18 protein-coding genes and 8 pseudogenes are annotated in these 19,854 nt (G+C 56.8%); 12 read left to right on the forward strand and 14 right to left on the reverse strand.

Annotation, left to right across the window (positions count from 1 at the left end):
- Positions 1-155 precede the first annotated feature (155 nt).
- Positions 156-506, forward strand: a complete 351-nt coding sequence (locus ACPYOJ_RS28890) for a hypothetical protein (protein ID WP_481419309.1) — start codon at positions 156-158, stop codon at positions 504-506.
- Between the two features lie 126 nt (positions 507-632).
- On the opposite strand, the pseudogene ACPYOJ_RS28895 reads toward ACPYOJ_RS28890, so the two are convergent.
- A pseudogene (locus ACPYOJ_RS28895) lies at positions 633-874 on the reverse strand (damage-inducible mutagenesis protein); the annotation flags it as partial.
- A 201-nt stretch (positions 875-1,075) separates the two neighbouring features.
- On the opposite strand from ACPYOJ_RS28895, the gene eglC reads away from it, so the two are divergent.
- The gene (gene eglC, locus ACPYOJ_RS28900; protein ID WP_481419310.1) at positions 1,076-2,512 is read left to right on the forward strand and encodes an endo-1,3-1,4-beta-glycanase EglC; all 1,437 of its coding nucleotides are present in this window, start codon (positions 1,076-1,078) and stop codon (positions 2,510-2,512) included.
- Between the two features lie 66 nt (positions 2,513-2,578).
- Here the strand turns inward: eglC and ACPYOJ_RS28905 are convergent.
- Positions 2,579-2,752: pseudogene (locus ACPYOJ_RS28905) on the reverse strand (TetR/AcrR family transcriptional regulator); the annotation flags it as partial.
- Positions 2,753-3,412: 660 nt separating this feature from the next.
- Here ACPYOJ_RS28905 and ACPYOJ_RS28910 point away from each other — a divergent pair.
- A pseudogene (locus tag ACPYOJ_RS28910) lies at positions 3,413-3,526 on the forward strand (IS6 family transposase); the annotation flags it as partial.
- 406 nt (positions 3,527-3,932) lie between these two features.
- Here the strand turns inward: ACPYOJ_RS28910 and ACPYOJ_RS28915 are convergent.
- Both ACPYOJ_RS28915 and ACPYOJ_RS28920 read right to left on the reverse strand, forming a co-directional pair.
- The gene (locus ACPYOJ_RS28915; RefSeq protein WP_481419311.1) at positions 3,933-4,160 is read right to left on the reverse strand and encodes a hypothetical protein; all 228 of its coding nucleotides are present in this window, start codon (positions 4,158-4,160) and stop codon (positions 3,933-3,935) included.
- 825 nt (positions 4,161-4,985) lie between these two features.
- Positions 4,986-5,075: pseudogene (locus ACPYOJ_RS28920) on the reverse strand (IS6 family transposase); the annotation flags it as partial.
- Between the two features lie 265 nt (positions 5,076-5,340).
- Between ACPYOJ_RS28920 and ACPYOJ_RS28925 the strand changes: the two are divergent.
- A pseudogene (locus ACPYOJ_RS28925) lies at positions 5,341-6,015 on the forward strand (SOS response-associated peptidase family protein); the annotation flags it as partial.
- Positions 6,016-6,329: 314 nt separating this feature from the next.
- Here the strand turns inward: ACPYOJ_RS28925 and ACPYOJ_RS28930 are convergent.
- Positions 6,330-6,635, reverse strand: a pseudogene (locus tag ACPYOJ_RS28930) (hypothetical protein).
- A 314-nt stretch (positions 6,636-6,949) separates the two neighbouring features.
- On the opposite strand from ACPYOJ_RS28930, the gene ACPYOJ_RS28935 reads away from it, so the two are divergent.
- Entirely contained in the window at positions 6,950-7,573 is a 624-nt protein-coding gene (locus tag ACPYOJ_RS28935) for a plasmid pRiA4b ORF-3 family protein (RefSeq protein WP_481419312.1), read from the forward strand.
- A gap of 63 nt (positions 7,574-7,636) precedes the next feature.
- On the opposite strand, the gene ACPYOJ_RS28940 is transcribed toward ACPYOJ_RS28935, so the two are convergent.
- Positions 7,637-7,894 (reverse strand): hypothetical protein, encoded by a 258-nt coding sequence (locus ACPYOJ_RS28940; RefSeq protein WP_481419313.1) that lies wholly within the window; start codon positions 7,892-7,894, stop codon positions 7,637-7,639.
- On the opposite strand from ACPYOJ_RS28940, the gene ACPYOJ_RS28945 reads away from it, so the two are divergent.
- Complete coding sequence (locus tag ACPYOJ_RS28945; RefSeq protein ID WP_481419314.1) at positions 7,893-8,117, forward strand: hypothetical protein; 225 nt, start codon at positions 7,893-7,895, stop codon at positions 8,115-8,117. The genes ACPYOJ_RS28940 and ACPYOJ_RS28945 overlap by 2 nt on opposite strands.
- Before the next feature lie 135 nt (positions 8,118-8,252).
- Here ACPYOJ_RS28945 and ACPYOJ_RS28950 read toward each other — a convergent pair whose 3' ends face one another.
- The 4 genes from ACPYOJ_RS28950 to cynR form a co-directional block, all read right to left on the reverse strand.
- Positions 8,253-8,462, reverse strand: coding sequence for a cold-shock protein (locus ACPYOJ_RS28950; RefSeq protein WP_481419315.1), 210 nt, complete (start codon positions 8,460-8,462; stop codon positions 8,253-8,255).
- 538 nt (positions 8,463-9,000) lie between these two features.
- Positions 9,001-9,537: a carboxymuconolactone decarboxylase family protein gene (locus ACPYOJ_RS28955; RefSeq protein ID WP_481419316.1), complete on the reverse strand. Its 537-nt coding sequence runs from the start codon at positions 9,535-9,537 to the stop codon at positions 9,001-9,003.
- 285 nt (positions 9,538-9,822) lie between these two features.
- Complete coding sequence (locus ACPYOJ_RS28960; RefSeq protein ID WP_481419317.1) at positions 9,823-10,842, reverse strand: MBL fold metallo-hydrolase; 1,020 nt, start codon at positions 10,840-10,842, stop codon at positions 9,823-9,825.
- A 545-nt stretch (positions 10,843-11,387) separates the two neighbouring features.
- Positions 11,388-12,275: a transcriptional regulator CynR gene (cynR, locus tag ACPYOJ_RS28965; protein ID WP_481419318.1), complete on the reverse strand. Its 888-nt coding sequence runs from the start codon at positions 12,273-12,275 to the stop codon at positions 11,388-11,390.
- A gap of 547 nt (positions 12,276-12,822) precedes the next feature.
- Here cynR and ACPYOJ_RS28970 point away from each other — a divergent pair.
- Positions 12,823-13,473, forward strand: coding sequence for an HD domain-containing protein (locus tag ACPYOJ_RS28970; protein ID WP_481419319.1), 651 nt, complete (start codon positions 12,823-12,825; stop codon positions 13,471-13,473).
- Here ACPYOJ_RS28970 and ACPYOJ_RS28975 read toward each other — a convergent pair.
- Positions 13,445-14,437, reverse strand: coding sequence for a GlxA family transcriptional regulator (locus ACPYOJ_RS28975; RefSeq protein WP_481419320.1), 993 nt, complete (start codon positions 14,435-14,437; stop codon positions 13,445-13,447). The genes ACPYOJ_RS28970 and ACPYOJ_RS28975 overlap by 29 nt on opposite strands.
- Before the next feature lie 549 nt (positions 14,438-14,986).
- Here ACPYOJ_RS28975 and ACPYOJ_RS28980 point away from each other — a divergent pair.
- From ACPYOJ_RS28980 to ACPYOJ_RS29000, 5 genes and pseudogenes are all read left to right on the forward strand, one after another.
- Entirely contained in the window at positions 14,987-15,406 is a 420-nt protein-coding gene (locus ACPYOJ_RS28980) for a DUF5602 domain-containing protein (protein WP_481419321.1), read from the forward strand.
- The gene (locus tag ACPYOJ_RS28985) at positions 15,403-15,942 is read left to right on the forward strand and encodes a plastocyanin/azurin family copper-binding protein (RefSeq protein ID WP_481419322.1); all 540 of its coding nucleotides are present in this window, start codon (positions 15,403-15,405) and stop codon (positions 15,940-15,942) included. Before ACPYOJ_RS28980 ends, ACPYOJ_RS28985 begins: the two co-directional genes overlap by 4 nt.
- Positions 15,943-16,192: 250 nt before the next feature.
- Positions 16,193-16,879 carry a sigma-70 family RNA polymerase sigma factor gene (locus tag ACPYOJ_RS28990; RefSeq protein ID WP_481419323.1) on the forward strand — a complete coding sequence of 229 codons (687 nt, stop codon included), beginning with the start codon at positions 16,193-16,195 and terminating at the stop codon, positions 16,877-16,879.
- On the forward strand, positions 16,876-17,511 hold the full coding sequence (locus tag ACPYOJ_RS28995; protein WP_481419324.1) for an NrsF family protein: 636 nt from the start codon (positions 16,876-16,878) through the stop codon (positions 17,509-17,511). Before ACPYOJ_RS28990 ends, ACPYOJ_RS28995 begins: the two co-directional genes overlap by 4 nt.
- A 385-nt stretch (positions 17,512-17,896) precedes the next feature.
- Positions 17,897-18,037: pseudogene (locus tag ACPYOJ_RS29000) on the forward strand (helix-turn-helix domain-containing protein); the annotation flags it as partial.
- A gap of 302 nt (positions 18,038-18,339) precedes the next feature.
- Here the strand turns inward: ACPYOJ_RS29000 and ACPYOJ_RS29005 are convergent.
- From ACPYOJ_RS29005 to ACPYOJ_RS29015, 3 genes and pseudogenes are all read right to left on the reverse strand, one after another.
- Positions 18,340-19,209 carry a LysR substrate-binding domain-containing protein gene (locus ACPYOJ_RS29005; protein ID WP_481419325.1) on the reverse strand — a complete coding sequence of 290 codons (870 nt, stop codon included), beginning with the start codon at positions 19,207-19,209 and terminating at the stop codon, positions 18,340-18,342.
- A 163-nt stretch (positions 19,210-19,372) separates the two neighbouring features.
- Positions 19,373-19,573 carry a hypothetical protein gene (locus tag ACPYOJ_RS29010; RefSeq protein ID WP_481419326.1) on the reverse strand — a complete coding sequence of 67 codons (201 nt, stop codon included), beginning with the start codon at positions 19,571-19,573 and terminating at the stop codon, positions 19,373-19,375.
- Positions 19,564-19,854, reverse strand: a pseudogene (locus ACPYOJ_RS29015) (hypothetical protein); the annotation flags it as partial. The gene ACPYOJ_RS29010 and the pseudogene ACPYOJ_RS29015, both read right to left, overlap by 10 nt.

Below are 19,854 nucleotides of genomic sequence, written 5' to 3' on the forward strand. Positions count from 1 at the left end.
CGATCGGTCCGGCTACTGGACCGGGACGCGCTAGTAGCACTCACGAACTAAGGGCCGAAGCGCAATGAGATCCGGAGGCCACACGGCTTCTGCCGACGAATGGCAAGAGGCGCTTTTTGACATTCATCTCAATAGCACATAGGGGGTTTGGATCGATGACATACGCATCCCGCCGACGGTCAAACGGCTTGCTCAAACTGGTGGTCGCACTGGTAGCCGGCGCATCACTTCCACTTCCTAACACTGATGCTCGCGCCCAAGACGACCTTCTTGCTCAGTTTCCGCTCGTCATCCATTGCAAGTACAAAGACACGCAGCATGTCTTCTATATCTCGAGGATTTCGCAAGAAGGTGTGGCGACCTATGTCGCCTCGGATCGACTTGCCGGTACGATCACCTTGGACGGACAGGCAAAGGCAACGGGTGGCGAAGAGGGAGGCAGCTGCCTAGGCAAGACCCTTAAAGAACTTCGCGACGCTGGCCAAGCGTACGATCTGAAGCAGTGATTCAGGATCCCTTGCCTCCCGCCGTCAGTGTCTGGTCGATTTATCTGTCCGCAGAAACCGGCGGATTGGACGCGGCCAGGCTGATCAGGTACATTTCTCAGCACTAGTCCGTCGGGCGCCTGTCGAGGACGGCATGACGCTGACCCGCCAGCGGGTGGTCGATGCCGTCGGCTGGCCGAAATCATTCGCCTCCGTCTGCCGCCGCGATCTCCGGACCGCGAGCGCCATCATGCCTGTTCCTCAGCCGCCAGCCGCAGGGGGCGGGAGCCGACCATCGGCAGGCGAACGAGTTCACCGACGACGGCGCCGAGGCCGCCGAAAGAGAGCCCTTCCTCCATATTGGCGAGGACGTCCTCAAAACGGCTGGAGAAGTCGCCATTGTCTCGAGACGGATCAACATGGTCCGAGCGGCATATCTTGGCACACGCGCGGGCGAGCTGTCGGCTTTCCGTTAGGCCTGATTGCACGCTTTCTGAGAAACTGGAGCTTAAGTCGGAACCGAAAGCCGTCTAAACCGTCCATCCGCAGTCTAGAAATACGGAACGCAGTGAAGGCCACAGGAGATCTATATGGCAAGCTCGATCACGAATGCCGTTGGTAAAACTCTCTTTTACAGCGGTGCATCGACCCACTGGTACTCGGCTACAGGCTCGGGGCCAGACCTGTATGGTACGTCCGGCAACGACTCGATCTGGGGCGACAGTTCCGTCAACGTCACCATGCACGGCGGAACGGGCGACGACATTTATTATCTGTATTCGAGCATCAATCGCGCGGTGGAGGCTCCAGACGCCGGCGTTGACACGATCAGTACCTGGATGAGCTATACCCTGCCGGAGAACTTCGAGAATCTGAACGTTACCGGCGATGGCCGCTACGCTTTCGGCAATGGGGCGGACAACATCATTTCGGGCGCCTCCGGCAGCCAGACGATAGATGGCGGCGCGGGAAACGATGTCCTCAAGGGCGGCGCCGGTGCCGACACGTTCATCATCACGCGCGGCGCTGGTCGTGACCTGATCGTCGATTTCGGTCGTGATGACACCGTCCGATTGAACGGTTATGGTTTTTCGACATTCGAACAGGTCCTGGCCCACACGGCACAGGAAGGCGCCGACCTCCGGCTTGATCTTGGTTTAGGAGGAGAGAGCCTCGTCTTTGCGAACACGACGGCCGCCAACCTTGACGCCGACCAATTCCAGCTAACGCTCGACAGGTCCGCCCTCACCCAGACTTTCGCCGACGAGTTCAATAGCTTGTCACTGCGCAACGGCGACCAAGGCGTTTGGGACGCCAAATTCTGGTGGGCACCAGACAAAGGCAGCTCGCTCTCGGGCAATGGTGAACTCCAATGGTATATCAATCCGTCTTACGCTCCCACGTCCACCGTTAACCCGTTTTCCGTGAAGGACGGCGTGCTGACCATAAAGGCGGCTCCGGCGTCCGATGCGATCCAATCGCAGATCAACGGCTATGACTATACGTCCGGCCTCATCAACACGCATTCTTCCTTCTCCCAGACCTACGGCTACTTCGAAATGCGCGCCGACATGCCGACCGCCCAGGCTTACTGGCCGGCCTTCTGGCTTCTGCCTGAAGACGGTTCGTGGCCGCCGGAACTGGACGTCGTCGAGATGCGGGGACAGGATCCGACCACCGTCAACGTGACGGTTCACAGCAACGAAGGCGGCACGCACACTATGGAATCGACGCCTGTCAAGGTTGCGAGCACCGAGGGTTTTCACAAGTACGGCGTCCTATGGGATGAGGATCAGATCGTCTGGTACTTCGATGATGTCGCCGTCGCGCATGCCGACACGCCGCCGGACATGCACCAGCCGATGTACATGCTTGCAAATCTGGCAGTGGGTGGAACAGCCGGAATACCGGACGCAGGCCTCAACGGCGGGGCAGAGATGAAGATCGACTACATCCACGCGTATTCGCTCGATCACACTCCAACTTCGATCAGCACTCAGGCGTCAACGACCGATTGGCATATATGAGCAAAGCGATACGTAAGACGTGAGCGAGCGGCCGCGTGGGAATGGCAGCCGGCGCGTGTTATTGGCTTACCAGGGGTTCAACGTATCTGCAGGGATGAAGAAAATGAAGTCGCTTCGAGATCTCAATATTTGTCGCAGCAGGTCGGCCTTGCCGTCGAAGAACTCGCAGAAGGTCCTTTTCGAAATGCCGCACTTGGCGGCGATCACGTTGATCGTCGTATTGACGTATCCGGCTTGATGAAGACGTCGCGCGCCCCGCTGATGATGTCATTTCTCCGCTGATCGGCGTCGCTCCTGGGACCCCCGTGGGCCCTCTTCAATTCTTCCTTGGAGCTCACGATTCCTCGCCGTCTCAAACTTATTTTTTTGTATTCGCCGAACCATGAGCAAGCGCAGCTGACAGACGGCAGCGCGCACGCAAAGTTGAATGCAGTTTTTCAGATAGGCTATGAGTTGTGCTCGCTCCGGCAATCCCTTACCGGCGGTCACGCGCGACGATCAGGAAATCAGAACCGCGCTTCACAGAAGCTCACGAGCAGATGATGAGAACCTAGGCCTTGGGTGGGTGCTCGATGGATCAGAATGTGAAAACTTGCACGACTCGGTAAGCCTATAATTAACGGTAATCCTATTTAAACCTACGGAAGGTAGCGCCGTTACGGGTGGTTGCAGAAAACCCGTCACAATTTAATCAGTCATTGGTAATCTTGCAGCACCATGGATGGCGTCGCTCAGATACGAGTGCATTATCCATGTTGAATTCCGCCAACAGACGCGCGCCGTCCCGCATGAAGCGCGTCGCTTTCCTGACCACTATTTTCACGGCGGTCATCTTCGCTCTTGGCACGTTGATCTTCATAACCATAGCGCAGATGCGGGACGAAGCGAATAATATTGACGATGCCCGATCGCCACCGCTTCCCTGCCGAGATCATCGCGGATGCGGTGTGGCCGTCCTTCCGATTTCCGCTCAGCCTGCGTCACGTCGGAGACCTGCTCGCCGAGCGCGGCATCGAAGCCCAGCGGCTCGACCTGCAACATCGATTGTGCCTACTGCTTCTTTTTGTCCAAGGAGGCTTTGTACCGAGACGACAGCGCCCGGATCAGCGATCTGACGCTCGACACCGGTATCCGCCAGCTCTTGGAATCACACCGCAAGCCTGATGTGACCGTCGCCGGGCAAGGAGGCGAGCCGAATGAAGCTGGCGTTTTTCGAGGAAGCTGTGAAGCATATTGAGAGGTATCGCAGGCCCGACCAAGTGGTTACGCAGACCTTTCAGACCAACGGCCTGCTGATGGATGATGCATGGCCTGGGCATCCGGGGTGGGATTCACTGAGACGTAATCGCGCTTGGAACGGGCCGATCTCTAGGCTGGCATCGTGTCCGGGACCAGATGATTGGCACGCGGTGGCTCACCGCTAAGTGCCCTGTTGCTCCACTCCAAGACGAAGCCGGATAGAACCCTCTAGTTCTTTGGCAATACCAAGTGCGGACTGAAGAACCGTCGTTTCATTCAAAGCGGCAGATCCTTGGTTCTTGATTGCGATCGGAAATTCTATCTTTCCTGCGGTCGCGGTCACGCTAACATTGAATAGAAGCTGGCCACCAGGCCGATCCTCAATTTTCTTCAATTCGACATTTGCCATTGTCACTCTCCCATGCTGGCAACCGCTCGTCACCGGATCGTCTGAGCCCCAACCTTGCAACGTTCGGGAATTGGAGTTTTCGGCTCTAATCACGATTGCGGGCTGGTTGCGCCACCGGGATTATGCAGTGCGATCGGGACGTTGTACCCGATTGCCGAATGAGGATGATCCTCCTTGTGGGGTCGACGCCAATCCGCCAACTTTTCGTGAGCTTCCGGAGGACCAGGTGTAATCTTTGTCATGCTGCCACATCGCACTTTTTCGTTCACGGCCCGGATGTGGTTCTAGGCCACATCGCTACTGGGAGTATTGGCTAGACCCTTTTTGCCGCAGCAGCTATCGGTTTTCGCTTGTGCCGCAACCGCAGCAGTCAGCGTTTCCTTTTCAAGGCCTAGCAACTCCAGGAGAAGACGCTTTTCGGAATCGCCTTTCTCCGTCTGGAGTAAAGAATTGAATCCTCTTATGTTTTCTGTTGCTATAAAGACGTCCATTGGGTTGCCTCGCTTTCATTGTTGGAGGCGGGAACCAGCGTCTGAGGAAAACCGGTTGGTAAACATTCAGCCCGTCGAAGACTGCGTCATAGAGTTACGCCATACAATGAGGCGATGCATCCTCATCTTCGACTGGTAGTCACGGTAGGCTCTTCATTGACAGAGAGCAAGTTAACTCTGGCAACGAAACTGCAATGGCGACGGCCACCTTTTGAGCCTTCAGTGAGAGTTCGACTGGATCAGATGGCCTTCCCGCCTTCCAAGTGTGCAGGCGGCACCGTAAACTTAACGGCCACGAGCCAAAAGCGAGACCGTCCGTCGACTCGGTCGCTTCAGCTCGAGCGATTTTGGCCCACAGGTTCATCGCCGTTGCGCGCAGTTCTCGATAATAGTTAGAGGAGATGTCGTGGCGGGGAATACCGAAGAACTCTTGTCGCTCATGATCCTTGAGAGACTTGCGTCTGCCCATCCTGACCTCCGTCCGTCAGCCGATCACAAGCAGTCGATGGCAATACAATTGCTGTCGGCGCGACCGTTATGGTCCGCCGATTCTCGAACAGGGAAAACGAGACCAGATGGTTTACGGCGGCCTATCCACAGAGAAGTTCGCGCACTTGGAGTCCGCGCAAGGCTTATCCGGCGAGAATGTTCACTTTTTGCACGACCCTAACGTACAATTTTGAACAGTTCCCGTTCCCATGGGACCGATCGTCCGCAATACCGCCAACGGGAAAAAACAACTGGTCCATGCGCGGTGGGGACTGCCCTCCCCGCGCTTCACGCTCGAGAAGGCCGCCAAAGCGAAAGCCGAGAAACTTGCGGCCAAGGGTAGACCCTTCGATCTCGAAGAACTGATCCGCATGGAGGCCGACTGCGGCGCGACCAATGTGCGCAAGCTCAGTTTTCCGCACTGGAAGCGATGGTTCGGCATCGAAAACAGATGTCTCGTCCCGGTCACCAGCTTCGCGGAACCGGATCCGGCCAGCCAGGAGGAAGGCGGAAAGGTGCCCAACGCCTGGTTTGCACGCGACGAGGACAAGTCGCTGATGTTCTTTGCCGGCATCCATGTCCCGCAATGGCAGAGTGTCCGAAAGGTCAGGGACGGCCTAACCGCCGACGACCTCTACGGGTTCTTGACCACGGATCCCAACGAGCTGGTGAAGCCGATCCACGAGAAGGCCATGCCAGCCCTGTTGCTCAAGAAGGAAGAGACCGACGTCTGGATGCGGGCGCCCTGGGATGAAGCTAAGGATCTGGCCCGCCCGTTACCGGATGACGCGTTGATCATCTCGTCCCGCGAACCGTACGGATCCACGATCGTCTCGACATCCGGAGAGCCTGTGGAACAGGGCAATCTGCTTTAACGCCTGACTTCAGAGCTTGATTGTATCGGAAAACAAAAAAGCCTGCCGCGGGAGGAGGTGCGGCAGGCTTTTCGAAAGAATTGAACAACGGCTGGGAGGAGGAGTGCCGCTGTTCCGTCAGGCTACCCTTGGGAGGAGGAGTGGGTCGCCTGAATTACGAAGCTTTGCGGGAGGAGGTGCATTGCTTCGATGATCTGAAGATACCAGAGGCTGCCCCGGCCGCCAGCGCTCATATCGCAGTGCAGCCATGCATTTGTTGCAATGCAATATAAATGATGTGCTTATTTTCGGTCATTTGGTCGAGCCGCAGCTTTCTATGGTTGGGGCTCGAAACCGAGAACGAAGTCGATCACCTTGGCGGAACACATTTCGCACGGCTTCAGTATCGACCCCGCTTCAGCCAATCGATAGAGGTTGAAGCTGACGATATCTGTACCGCTAAGCTCCTCGCCATAAAGCCGGGTCCGCTTGCCATCCTGCGACCGCTTGACGGTCACGCCCCATGATCAATCACTAAAATTTCCGTCAACATAGCCATCCGGCAATTTCGCAAGCGCGTCTTCGAACATCGCCAGAACAAGTGGAGGTGTTTTGCCGCCGGCGGTCATGGTGCCAGGCAGTCGTCGCAGATCCCCCAGCCATCGTCATCCATGCACGACGCCGGTCGCAACCTTCGACAACATGGACATGTCGTTGCATCCGCAGCACACGTCTCTTCGCGGCCCGGCGGAAGAATTTCAATGTAGAATTCCGACAGCGTATCAGCCGCGCTTCGATCCGTGGCGATACTCCAGTTCTGGGTTACACCAGAGATAGTACGCCTCGACGGCTGCACAAGCCGGCAGAGATCGCCGTTAGGGACGCTCCAATTTAAACACAATGACAATCCAGCGGCCTTCTTGACGATCTTCCCCCAGCCCTGTTCATTCGTGCAATGTTCAAAGCCGCGAACGCTGTTCAGATCAGAGTTTCCATCGACGAGATCGAGCCGGACGTCTGGCGTCGTCTGGTCCTGCCGGTCCATTGGAACCTGGAGCATTTGCATCTCGGTATTCAGGCCGCATTCAACTGGTGGAATTATCATCTCTATGAGTTCCGCATCGGTGGTCTGCGGTATGGGGAAGTCGAGATCTTGTCAGAGGATGCGACCGATGACGATCCCCGGGTCTTCGATCAGAGGGAGGTTCGGTTGCTGGACTTCGAGCAAGGTGCCGTCTTCAGCTATCACTATGATTTCGGGGATGGCTGGCGGCACACCGTCGCGATCGAGGAGTTCTTGACGCTCGCTGCTACGCCCAAACACGGGAGCTGCATCAACGGCGAAAGGGCGCGACCGCCCGAAGATGTTGGTGGCGTGCCGGGATACGAGCGGTTCCTGGAGATCATCGCCGACCGGGAGGATCCGGAATATACTGAAACCATCCGGTGGTGCGGCGGCTACTTTGACCCGGAATGGTTCGACCTTTCGATCGTGGACAAAGATCTCCGCAATGCACTACGCTCGAACGTCAAACGGCGCCTGTATCAACCGATGCCGAAAGCCGGCCCGAAGAAATGACCGGCCCAATGGGTCCCAACGCTTGCAGGTGCCAGACCTGAGAATGTCGAAGATGTCGAAAACTTACTGCGACGATGAGGTGTAGCTATCCTGCTGAGGATCATCCGCGTCATCGCCGACGCCGAGCAGTTCGATAAGCGCTTCCCGCTCAGGACCGAACGGCCGAATGTTCAGGAATTCCGCAACAAGCGTTTCTGTCTCATGGCCTCCCGAAGAAGAATTGGCACGGTGAAGAACGATCGCTTCGGCGTCGCTAGCGCGTTTGCCAAGGAACCAACGGTCTCCGTTGGAACTCATGGCAAATTGGATGAGATCTTGCATGGAAAATCCAGTTCTGCCCCGAAGGTGCAAGCTGTTACTGAAAGGACGAACAAATAATCTCGGTCTCGACGCTATCGCGACGGAGTCGGGCATCACGAAGCCGCGCCGTCTTGGCGCGCAGTTTGTCTGCTTCGGTATCGTTTTTGAGAAAATGCTTGGCGACTGCACCGGCAGTCACTTGCGTTTGTTGAAACGCGATCTCCGCCTGCTGGCGAAGTCTTGAATATGTCTGAGCCATGTTTGGCCTCCAGATCGTTTGTCAGAAAAACAAAAGGGCGGACGTGTGCCCGCCCTCCAAAGCCTGCAGCTTGCCTGGTGCCAGTACATCCGTGGTCACCGGTAAGCATAGGCTTGATAATTATGCTGCCTGTAGATTGCAGGCTGACATCTTGCCCGACTTCACGTCGCGCTCCATGTCATAGCCAAGCTTTTGGCCCTCGACGATTTCGCGCATACCGGCGCGCTCGACAGCCGAGATATGGACGAACGCATCTGCGCCGCCATTGTCAGGCTGGATGAAGCCGAAGCCTTTTGTAGAATTAAACCATTTTACCGTGCCTGTGGTCATGAGGAACCCTTTCAAAGCAATATTGATCGACCGCAGAACCGACGGTTCCGCAGATAGTGTCTAGCGATGTTTTGAGAGGGAAGATCGTTCAGGGCGCGGTGCCAGACGCGCGATAAGCAAAGCTCAACAAGCAAAAGATCGATAAACCAGAAATAGTGCCTAATGAAGGAATGTCAACTTTTTAGTTTGGGGTATGCCAATGGCTTCGGCGAATTCAGCATCGCTCTAGCGTTGTTGATAAGCGATGGAAATCCGCAAGGACGCCGCAGCTAACTGGCATCGGCACTTTTGTCTGAGGGGCCTGCGTCGTTGCCCGAACTAAGGCGATCGCACGCCAAACTCTTCGTCTTGATGGGATATGAACCGCCGACACGCGTCTCTTTTTTGATGAGCCGCGGGATTTATTCGCGACTTACCGCATAAGCCCCTATTATGGAACTCAGTGAAGTGGATCGCGCGCGTCGATGCTCAGGCCCATAGCCCGGCGGGGCCATTGGCGCCGTCCGCCAATGCCCTCACCGACATAACAGCCGCATGATCAATCCGCAGGCGGAAAATCGAGCGTCGTATCGTTGATACGATTGAACAGATTGGTGAAAACAATGCTCGCAATTGCCATCGTGACGTCGACGATCTGTGCATCCGTGACACCCGCCTGCTGGACTGCCGCGACAACATCGGCTGGAACCGTGCCGGTTGTTGTGAGCAAATGGTGCGTAAATTTCGCCAACGCATCATTTCGTGCATCGCCCGACGGCTGCGCCTGCCGCAACGCCAGAATAGCTTCGCGGCTCATGCCGAGTTTTTTTCCCACCATCGTGTGGGCGGCCAGGCAATAGTCACAGCCGGTGGTGTGGCTGACGACAAGCTTGACGACTTCGATATCCTTGGCGCTTAGGGTGCTTCTCTTGAGCGACGCTTCCAGGCTCAAGACCGCTTCCAGTGCAATCGGGCTATTGCCGCCGATCCCAACATAGGAATTAGGAACCTTGCCGACCGCGCTTTTAACCGCGCTGAACAGTTCAGCCGCGCGGCCTGTAGCCTCAGACAATGATATCGTATGAAGACGAGCCATGATGAATTCCTTTCGTGCTGCGTCTGGGGAGGATGTGTGTCGACGGCTTGTTGCCACAGGACGAACCGCGGCTATTTGCCGGTACCGTGCTGACGGTCGGGACAAGTGCTTCGATGGCAGGCCAATTGGGCGATCGCGCTCAGATTTAAGACCGGGGAACGAGCATCGAGCCGCTCATCCTGTCCATATCGACGGAAGCAATGGATCCAAGAACGCTCGTGCGGACCGCCGCGACAATTGGTTGGGAAAGCAGTTGCATGATTTTACCTGCCATTGATTTTTTGATTAGAGACCGGCGTAGACCATCTTTGTGAACTGATCGCCCTTGAACACGAAATTCCCCCACTTGGCGTCGAAGTCGGCCGTCGGCTCTGCGGCGATAATTTCGTCGAGCGATTTCCCCTGTTGTTTCAGGGCTGCCACGCGGTTGCGCACCGTGACCAGCATGTCGCGAAATGCAATCAGGTCGGTGCGCGTGCCGACCTGACCGTGGCCGGGGACGACGATAGTACGATCGGTGGTTCGCGCTACGGCCTTGTCGGCCCACTTGATCGCGCCATCGATATTACCGCCATCTTCATTGTCGATATATGGATAGATGCCATTCCAGAACGTGTCGCCCAGCGCCAGCGTATCCGCCTTCTTGAAGTAGACCCATAGGTCTCCATCGGTATGACCATCACCAAAGTTTTCGACTTCGATCTTCGTGCCATCGAAGTCGAACGTCTTTATGTTATTGATAAGCAATGTCGGACGCGCGCCCGGCGGCACTGGATCGAAAGTCCAGTTCCAGGCATTGACATGGGTTGTCTCGGTCAGGTGCTTGAACGTATTTTTATGCGCTATGATCGTGGCGCCGGCTGCATGCAACCACGCATCGCCATCGGTATGATCCCAGTGCCAATGCGTGTTGACTACATATTTAAGAGGGGCCGGGCTGATGTTGCCGAGTGCGTCCTGCAGCTTTTGTTGCGATCTGCTGATCCCAGCGTCAACGAGGAATTTCCCCTCCTTACCGGACAAGACAGTGATGTTGCCACCGGACCCCATCAGCACGGTGAGATTTTCACGTAGCGGATCTACGACGAGATCTGCATCTGCACGCTTGAGGTATCGAGAACCGGCGCCGGTATGAAAGTAATCGTCTTGCGTAGCTCCGTTTGATTGAGGGCGTTGGCTGACGGATTCGGCAAAGGCCGCCGAAGAGACCAGTAGAGCGCCGGAAGCGATGGAAATCGAGACCAACAATGTCGATAATCTGCCGGTTTTTTTGATGCTCGGTTCCATTCTGAGGAATGGTTTCATTTGTTTCTCCTTGGTCGCGCGTCGCAAGGCGCTCCCGTTTCAATTGTGCAGATGAGGGTGAATTTCGGCGCGGGAAAGCGGCGGCAAACTCTAGCCGACTGCCGTCTTGTCCAGCCGTAAGAAGAGGTTTCAAACCGGTCGGGACTCGGGCCAACCTGTAACTTTCCCTTGCGACAGCCGTGTCGACACGTGGCGCATACAGCTGGTCCTTCACGAAGTTACAGGTTCGCTGCGTAGGCACCAACAGGGACGCGACCACCTCAAGCTATTGTCGAGGTGAATTGCGGAAGGCGCATCGCCGTAGTGTTTTGGCGAGGATACTTATCCATACAAGCTTTCTCTATTCGATCGTCTGCTGACACGAATATCCTCGTGTATGGTGACAGACGCCAATACCGTCTTGTTATCGACGCAATTGGATTTTCTCATAGCGTTCGGCCGTGCCCGACCTATCTGCGCCTAATCCACAGGCGTGCAGGTACCGCCCTGCGCAAGCCTCCGCGCAGTAAGACGCCGTGCGATACAGCCAGAAGGCATCAGGGAATTTAACTTTCCAGCGTGCTGGTGTAGGCCTCCGTTACCGCGGCAAAGGCCCGCGCGGCGGCGCTGTGATACCCCTCGCGACGCCAGAGAAGTGCCGCACGACGAGGCTCAATCTCCGGCTCCAGTCGAATGACGTGAAGGCCGGCTTGCAGGCGCGCGATCGTCTCCGGGAGAATGGTCGCTAAGCCGGCGAAACGCACGATGTCAGCTATAGCGGCGATGGAATTTGCCTCGACCGCCACCTCGGCACGAACTCCAATCTGACGCAAATAGCGATCCACCATCACGCGGGTGGCGAATGCCCGACCCAATAGAGCAAGCGGCATCGTGGCCAGGGCAGTGGCTGCTATCTTGCAGTTTCCATACGCTGCCGGATGGTCCGCCCCTACCAGCAGTGCAAGTCGTTCGGAATGCAACGGTATCTCTTCGATATCTTCCAAGACTACACCGGTGAAGGCAATGCCAACGTCCAGCGCATCCGCAGCCAAGGCCTCCTCCATCGCCTCTTGCGCTATCTCGGTGACCTTCAGCGTCACCCTTGGATATAGCGCGCGGAATTGCTGCACCACAGGGCCGAGCAAATAGATCGCGAAGGAAGGGGTGAAACCCAGACGAAGCTCGCCGGTGGAAAGGTCCTGAACGTCCCGCACGGCTCGCTCTCCGGCCTGCAACGCAGCGATCGCCTTCTGCACGTGATGTAGGTAGATCTCGCCCACATCGGTCGCCCGCACGATCCGGCCACTGCGATCGAGCAATTGAACCCCCATCCGTTCCTCGAGCTCACGGATCCGTCTGGAAAGAGCAGGCTGTGACAAGTGCAATACTGTCGCAGCGCGCGTGAAGCTGCCGTGATCGGCTACTGCCTTCAAATAAATAAGCGCTCGTTCCATGTGTGACCTTGATCTACTTGCGTCGTGTATAACCTCGACGGTATGACGTACTGTATCCTCTCAACTGGAGAGAGGGTCCTATCCCCATCGCGCAAGCTTCGTCGGTTTGATGCCACTGTTGCGATCTTCCTTTCTTGCACGTCGGAAACACCGTCATGCGGTTGAACATCGGATGAGCCACTAGATCTTGCAGCGACGCAGGGCAGCGACGTCATGCCTGCCCTCCGGATATCGAAGTTGTCGTTTACCGACGCGGCGTTTCCTTTACATTTCTCAGGGTTGGTCGGCTTTCGTTGCTCGTCATGATTTCCCATCGTTGTACGGAGCAACAGGGGCATTTCGAGCGGCGCAACAATTATAACAAAACTATCGCATCATTAGCGACATCCTGTAGAGGGCAATCGTTTTGATTGGCAGAGATACTCCTCTATTTGGCAGCAACATGCTCATCGCTCGTATTGCGGTCTTTACAATATTCGCCAGTCTCAGGCGGGGCCACCCAGGGTGGTACATCCTACCAACCCTTCCAGGACTAATGAGGTTTTCAATGAGTAATGAACCGAAGGTCATCGCTGGCATCAAAATGCCCGACAGTGCCATGGCGAAAGCTGTCAAGGAACTCGTTCGGGATACCGAAACCGATCTGCTCTTCCACCATTCGGGTCGCGTCTTTCTTTTCGGCGCTCTGACAGGGGAGCGTAAGAAATTGAAGTATGACCCCGAGCTCCTCTATATCGGCGCGATGTTCCATGACATGGGAATTATGGACGGCTATGCGAGTGATACCGAGCGCTTCGAGGTAGATGGCGCCAACGCGGCCAAGGAATTCCTTTCGTCATACGACGTTTCGGAACGCGACGTCGAAGACGTTTGGGACTCCATTGCCCTACATACGACGCCCGGTATCCCGCAGCACAAGCGCCCGACGGTCGCTTTGGTCACCGCTGGCGTCGAGATGGACGTGCTTGGCATTGCGTATGATGATTTCACAGACGCTCAACGGCGTGAAGTTTGTACATGTCACCCCCGCGGGCTGAAATTCAAACATGGTATCCTTTCATCGTTTTGCTTGGGCACCATTCGCAAGCCGGGGACAACCTTTGGCAACGTGAAGGCCGATGTCCTGTCGTATATGGACCCGACCTACAAGCGCGAAAACTTCGTCGACATTATTCTGAATTCGAAGTGGGAAAGCTAAATATACTGTCAGCCGAGAACTGATCTCGGTATCGGGCAGGCAGTATGCCAAGCCGTTTTGCAAAAGCCTCTCGCATTCGCTTCACATTCCCGAAGCCACATTCGTGCGCGATGACCTTGAGCGGCTTGGCGCCTCCTTCCAGCAAACGACGAGCGGCATCGATACGCGCGCTCTCGACAAAATGCGCTGGTGTCGAACCTGTCTCGGCGACAAACGTTCGCGCGAAGTTCCGCGTACTCATGCAGCTCACCGCAGCCAACTCACCCACAGAAAGGGTGTTGCTGAGATTTTTCATGACATAGTCGGTCACCTTCGCGATCGGCGACCCGGCATTATTGGAAACGTCGATGTAAGGACTAAATTGAGACTGCCCACCAAGGCGCTGAGCCACGACGACGAGGCGTTTTGCAACTGCCAGGGAAACTGCTGGCCCATGATCTTCACGGACCAAGGCAAGGGCCATATCGATGCCCGCCGTCACCCCGGCAGAGGTTATCATCCGACCATCCTTTAAAAAAATTCTATCAAGATCCACTCGCGCTGTCGGGAACCGCATCGAAAGTTGCCTCGCATTTTGCCAGTGCGTTGTTACATTCTTTTTTTCGAGAAGCCCCGCCGCGCCCAAAAGAAATGCACCAGTACAAATTGAACCGTAAACCTTGCTAACCGCGGCGAGCCGTTGGATGCAGCTGGCCATTTCAACAGGCGTCTCAAATTCAGGCAGATGCAGTCCGCCGGCCACCAAGAAAAGATCGAAGGGGCCTGTGGCGTCCTCATACGTCAGGTGAGACTGAAGAATCTGCCCGTTAGAAGCTCTGATTGGCGAAGTATTCTCGGCGATAGTCGTTACTTGATATCCAGCGTCTTTTCCCACGAGGCGATTCGCCTCAGCGAACACGTCCAGCGGCCCGGACACGTCAAGCGCTTGAACACCGTCGAACAGAAGCACCGCAACAGTCTTCATCGATACCAAACCTAATCAACTAGGCAGCTTGAGTACTGGCTGAAGCTCTTATTGGCAAGGCGTGAGGTCGGCGCCCTTCCCGCCTATCCCGGTGCCGGCTGAGCGCTTAAATCACCTAAGTTGAACCTCGTCGATACTTCAACGCATAGCGGCCCAAGCTATGAGATTCACTCCCTGCCTGTCACTCAGTGAAATCGAATTCCGCCCTTCGTCGGCGACAGCGACGTAGTGTCAAAAATCTTCGGTGGATCCCATACGATTTGAAGATCTAGACCATTATTTCAGCCTCTCGGCCAGGATGGCGAGATCACATTGTGTTCAGCGGCCTTGGGTATCTGGTCTCGCCAAAGGCCCGACGGCAATCGAAACAAGCGCCAAAAGGGATGTGCGAACCATACCCGGATCAACGTCCCACAGACACGCCGTGTCCGATCCCATAAACGCTCCCTCCAGCCCGCTGAATTTTTTCTGCCGCGCTGTAAGAAGCGTCCTTTGCTGCCGAAGAGGAAGGCGCAGGTCAGTTCGGTCTGTTCAAATCGGAGATTTTCCATGAAGTTTCGTCTGCTCGCCGCAACGCTCACCGTAATCGCGGTCTCGTCTCTTCCGGCACTGTCCCATGACATGGTTGAGAAGTCGCCGCCGGCGGCACCCTACAAGGCCGTGAGCGGCCTCGTTAAATTGCCGGATTTCATTCCTGGCATGGGCCAGCTCTTCGTCGATCCTACCACCGTTCCCGCCGGTCCCTTTCTTGCCTATGATCACTCCGGCAAGCTCGTCAGCACCATCTACATGCTGCCGATCAAGGATTTTAAGCCGGACATGAACCTGGGCAGCCTGAAGGCCCCCGGCGGCAAGGTCGATCACATCACGGTCAACTATAATGCCGGCCATCCGGGCGTCGAGGAACCTCATATCCATGTCATCCTCTGGCATGTCCCGGTCGCCGACGAAGCTCTGGTCGCGAAATGACCCTGCGCCGCCGCCGGTTTCTGGTCAGGGGTAGCGAGGTCATCGCTACCCTAGCCCTCTCGCCTCTCTTGCCCCGCTTGGCCCGGGCCGGAGATATCGTCGATATCGAAATGTCCGGTCGTGCCGACGGCTCCGATGTCTGGTTCGATCCGCTCGGGGTTTGGATCCTTCCCGGGCAGACGGTGCGGTGGACCAATCGCGATCCGGGAGATTCCCATACGGCGACGGCCTACCACCCTGACATCAAGGGCCGCCCACGCCGGATACCCAAAGCCGCCAAACCGTGGGACTCGGATTTCCTATTGCCGGATGAAGGCTATTCCGTCACTCTCACGGAGCCAGGAGTCTACGACTATTACTGCCGGCCGCACGAGCACGCCGGCATGGTCGGACGCATTGTTGTCGGCGAAATCAAGGGCACCGACTGGTGGACCGACCCCAAGATGGCCTCAGACCCCGATTTGCCGGCCCCTGCGTTGCATGTGTTCCCCACGGTGCAACAGATCATAGAGCGAAAGATCGTTCGCCACGGCTGATGACGCCATACCTGAAGCAATTCAATAACAATATCTAACCATCCGGAGATCTAGGTCTCCGGGTAGTTATTCGATAAGTCGGCTCCTAAAATGCTGATGAACATTGGCGAAGATTCGGTGAATGGCCGAATTTGTTAGAAGAATGGCCGGATTCGGCGGAACTGTGCAATTGACGCTCCCGAGGGGCTTGAGGATATCCATTCCAGATCTTCAGCGCGGTCGAACGCGCACTTCCCGGAGCCTGCCTCTCATGCACCCAGTTCAACGACTGACCTGCAGCTTCCAGAAATGGATCGGCGTTGCCGCCGCCTACCCACAGGGGCCGGTTCACGCGGCGGCGAGCCGGGACGAAATACGCTCGGCGCAGGCCGCGAGACGCAAGTCGCTGCAACAGACGCGCGAAGAAGGTTGGGCGGCCGCGATGCGCGCCGGCCTGACGGGCGATACCCACGCCTATGGCTGGTTTTTGGAGGATGCGACGCCCTATATCAGGGCCGTCGTTCGCCGCCGCGCCGGCAATCGGTCGGCAGCCGACGTGGAAGACATCGTGCAGGATGTGCTGCTCGCGCTGCATCTCAAGCGCGGCAGTTGGAACCAGTCTCTGCCGATCGGTCCGTGGATCAGTACTCTGACGCGCAACAAGATCGTTGATGCTCACCGTAAGACGAAATCGATGGCCCATATCCCCATCGACGACCTCTCCGATGTGCTGCCGGCAACGCAGGAGGAGAGGAGCGGCGATCCCGACCCAGACATCAACGGCCTCTTGTCACGTCTGCGACCGCAGCAACGCGAAGTCGTTCAGATGATTTCCGTCGACGGCATTAGCGTGCGTGATGCAGCCTCGCGGCTGCGCATGAGCGAAGGCGCGGTCTACGTCACACTGCATCGGGCATTCAAGGCATTGGCCGCGCTTTATCGGGGGAACGCTTTATGAAAACTAAAGAGCTAATCCGCCACCTCGCAAAAGACTCGACGCTCCGCTGGCCGTTCCACCGCGCTTTCAAACTTGCCTTAGCTGCTAGTCTCGCCATCACCGTGCTGATCTACGCCGCCCTGGTCGGTCCCCGGCCCGATGTGCTGCAAGCGGCCGACAGCACGCGATTTCTGTTTAAATTCGTCGTCACCCTGTCGACGGCGACCACCGCCGCCTTGCTCGTCGCACGGCAACCCCAACCAGGAAGCCCCCTCGGCCTCTGGCGGCTCGCCCCCATCACCGGCCCGCTCCTGCTCATCGCGGCCGTCATCGCCGAACTGATCGCCTCGCCGCCCTCCGCGTGGGCCAGCCTGACGATCGGCTCGAATTCGCTGATGTGCCTGACCCTGATCCCGCTGCTAGCCGCCGGCCCGCTCTTCTGCATCCTTATTGCGCTCCGCCATGGCGCCCCCACCCATCCTGGCGTTGCCGGCGCCACTGCTGGCATGCTGGCGAGCGCTATCGCCGCCACCTTCTATGCCTCTCGCTGCACCGATGACAGCCCGCTGTTTGTGGCGACCTGGTACCCCTTAGCGAGCGCATTTATGGTTGTAACGGGATACGCGATAGGGCGTCGCATGCTACGATGGTAGATTCGAAAATCGCACGAGGAAGATCTTCGGTACTGAGCTGAGCCAACGTTAGAGCGTATCACGCGCGCTCGTCGCCGCTGCTCAGCCGTTTACCTGAGTGGAGAGATTGTTGGGATGAAATTCATCGTAGTAATCGGATCTCTGGAAGAGGAGAGCCTTGGTGAAAGCAATTTCGTTTACGACGCTGAGGCTCATTCCGGTCGCTGTTCCTCAACGCCTCCATCACCAAGGATCGTTGTCCGCAGTCCAAACCTAATGCGCCGACGGTTGCCTGCTCTGGCGGATCGAGCACAAGGCTCGCGACGATACAGCTTTGTGTATCCCACCCGCCCCCGCTCCGCCCTTCAACGCGGCCCGGCCGGTCGGATGGGGGGCTGATCCCGGGGTGTCGCATTGTACCTGCGCGCATATCGATCTGGATGAACGACGCGAGATCGCCGTGGCGAAGGGCTGGTTAGGCGTCGGAATCATCGCCGAGAAGCTCGGACGGCATCGATCGACGATCTTCCGTGAGCTCAGGTGCAACACATAGTCGACAAGGTGATTCCCGCTCTCGATGGCTCTTCCTGTGTGACGGGACTTTGGTGCAGGGATCAGGACTTGAATGGATGCCGGTCTTTGATGGAACTGTCTACGCGGTAGTTGCTTTGCAGCGGAGGGATTTGGAGCGGAAGGAGCGAGCGAATTCATGCGAAGGAGCAGAGATCATATGCGCGGTTTATGCGAGTAAATCGCTACAAGCCGCGCGGCCTGTCGGTAAAGAAAAATGACCGAAATCTTGCATTATCGGACGTCACGGTAGAACCCGGAGCACGATCAAAGCGTCGGCTAGCGCAAGACTTCGTCGAACAGCGCTTCGACCCAATTGCCGAAGCGCTCCGCTGCCGAGGAATTGTCGGCCTGTCTAACCAACCAGTATCCCTTCTGAACGTTTGTCGCGCGGTCGTCCAGAATGACGAGCGATCCCGCGTCGATTTCTTCTCGCACGAGCGAGGTTGGGCAAAGACCGATACCTTGCCCTCCGAGTACGGAGCCGATCATCAGCGTAAAATCTGCGAAGAGCGGACCATTGATGGCGGCCAGTCGAACTCCGCCCTCAGCGAACCATCGCCGCCAGACATCGGTCGTTTCGTCATGCAGCAGTGGAGCGTTGACCAGTCCTTCTGCTCTGAAATCCGGGTGCCGTGCTGCAAAGTCGGTTGAGCAAGTCGGTCTGACTTCGCCAGACAAGAGTTTGTGCCAGTCCGCTGCGCGACGCTCGCCGTAACATATCCGTAGATCCACAGTGGCGTCATCAAATTGAGTGCTGTGGTGGCCATAGAGAAGATGAAGTCGTACGTGGGGTTCGATGGCTGAAAAGAGCGGAAGCCGGGGGATGAGCCAGCGGATCGCTATTGAGGGAATGCATTCCACAGTGACGGTATCGAGCTCTTTTCGACCGCGTATAAGCCGAGCTCCTTCTTCAATGTTGCGGAGGCTGTCGGCGACAATGCGAGCAAACTCTCGACCCGCGAAGGTCAGAGCCACTCCCCGCCGCGCTCTTACAAAAACCGAGCTGCCGAGCCAATGTTCAACTGCCCGAACATGCTGGCTAACCGCTGCAGGGGTCATATTGAGTTCCGCGGCGGCCTTAACGTAATTCTCGTGCTTAGCGGCAGAGGCGAAGGCACGGAGGGATTTGAGGGGAGCAAGAGACATTTTGGAAGGCTAAGCTGAGCTTAGCCTAAGAGCAAGCGTTTCCGAGGGAGACACCAACTCGCGCGAAGCGATCTCAGGCGTGGCCATCTGGATTTGGATCGGCACGGCGTAGACACGACCATTCGTTGAAGTATATCTATGACTGAACGTTTATGTTGACTGTTTACATCAGCACGCGGCGGACTTTCAGAGAGGATCGATCATCAAGCGTAGATGGGGGATTGTTCGAGCAACTCGATAATACGCCGCTCTGCAGTTTGGTCACGGCTCCCACCTTGAGTGCGAAGTTGCGTAGTAGGCCGCGCAAGTTATTCTCCACATCGACAATTTTTGTGTGCACGAACTTGCGCGCGGTCAGCAGCATCCGAATCTCTTGGCGCCTGACGGTCTTGACATGGGCTGGCTTGTAAAGCCCTCCCATCCATCGAAGAAGCTCGCGCTTTCTGTCTTGATCTTGAGGATGTCACCGAGGGTGCCAGCGCAGAAGTCTTCGAACACCGCCGGGTGAATATATAAGGAGCGGCAGACCGAGCGAGTGTTCAGAAGTTTCGCGGCGACCCGGTCGATGGCCTCGTTGAACTGGCGGGCGAGTGCCCGGTCAGTAGTCGCCGCTTCCAGCGATGCGAGCGCCTCGACAGCCATGCA

Source organism: Rhizobium sp. SVR5-9E, assembly GCF_056755095.1.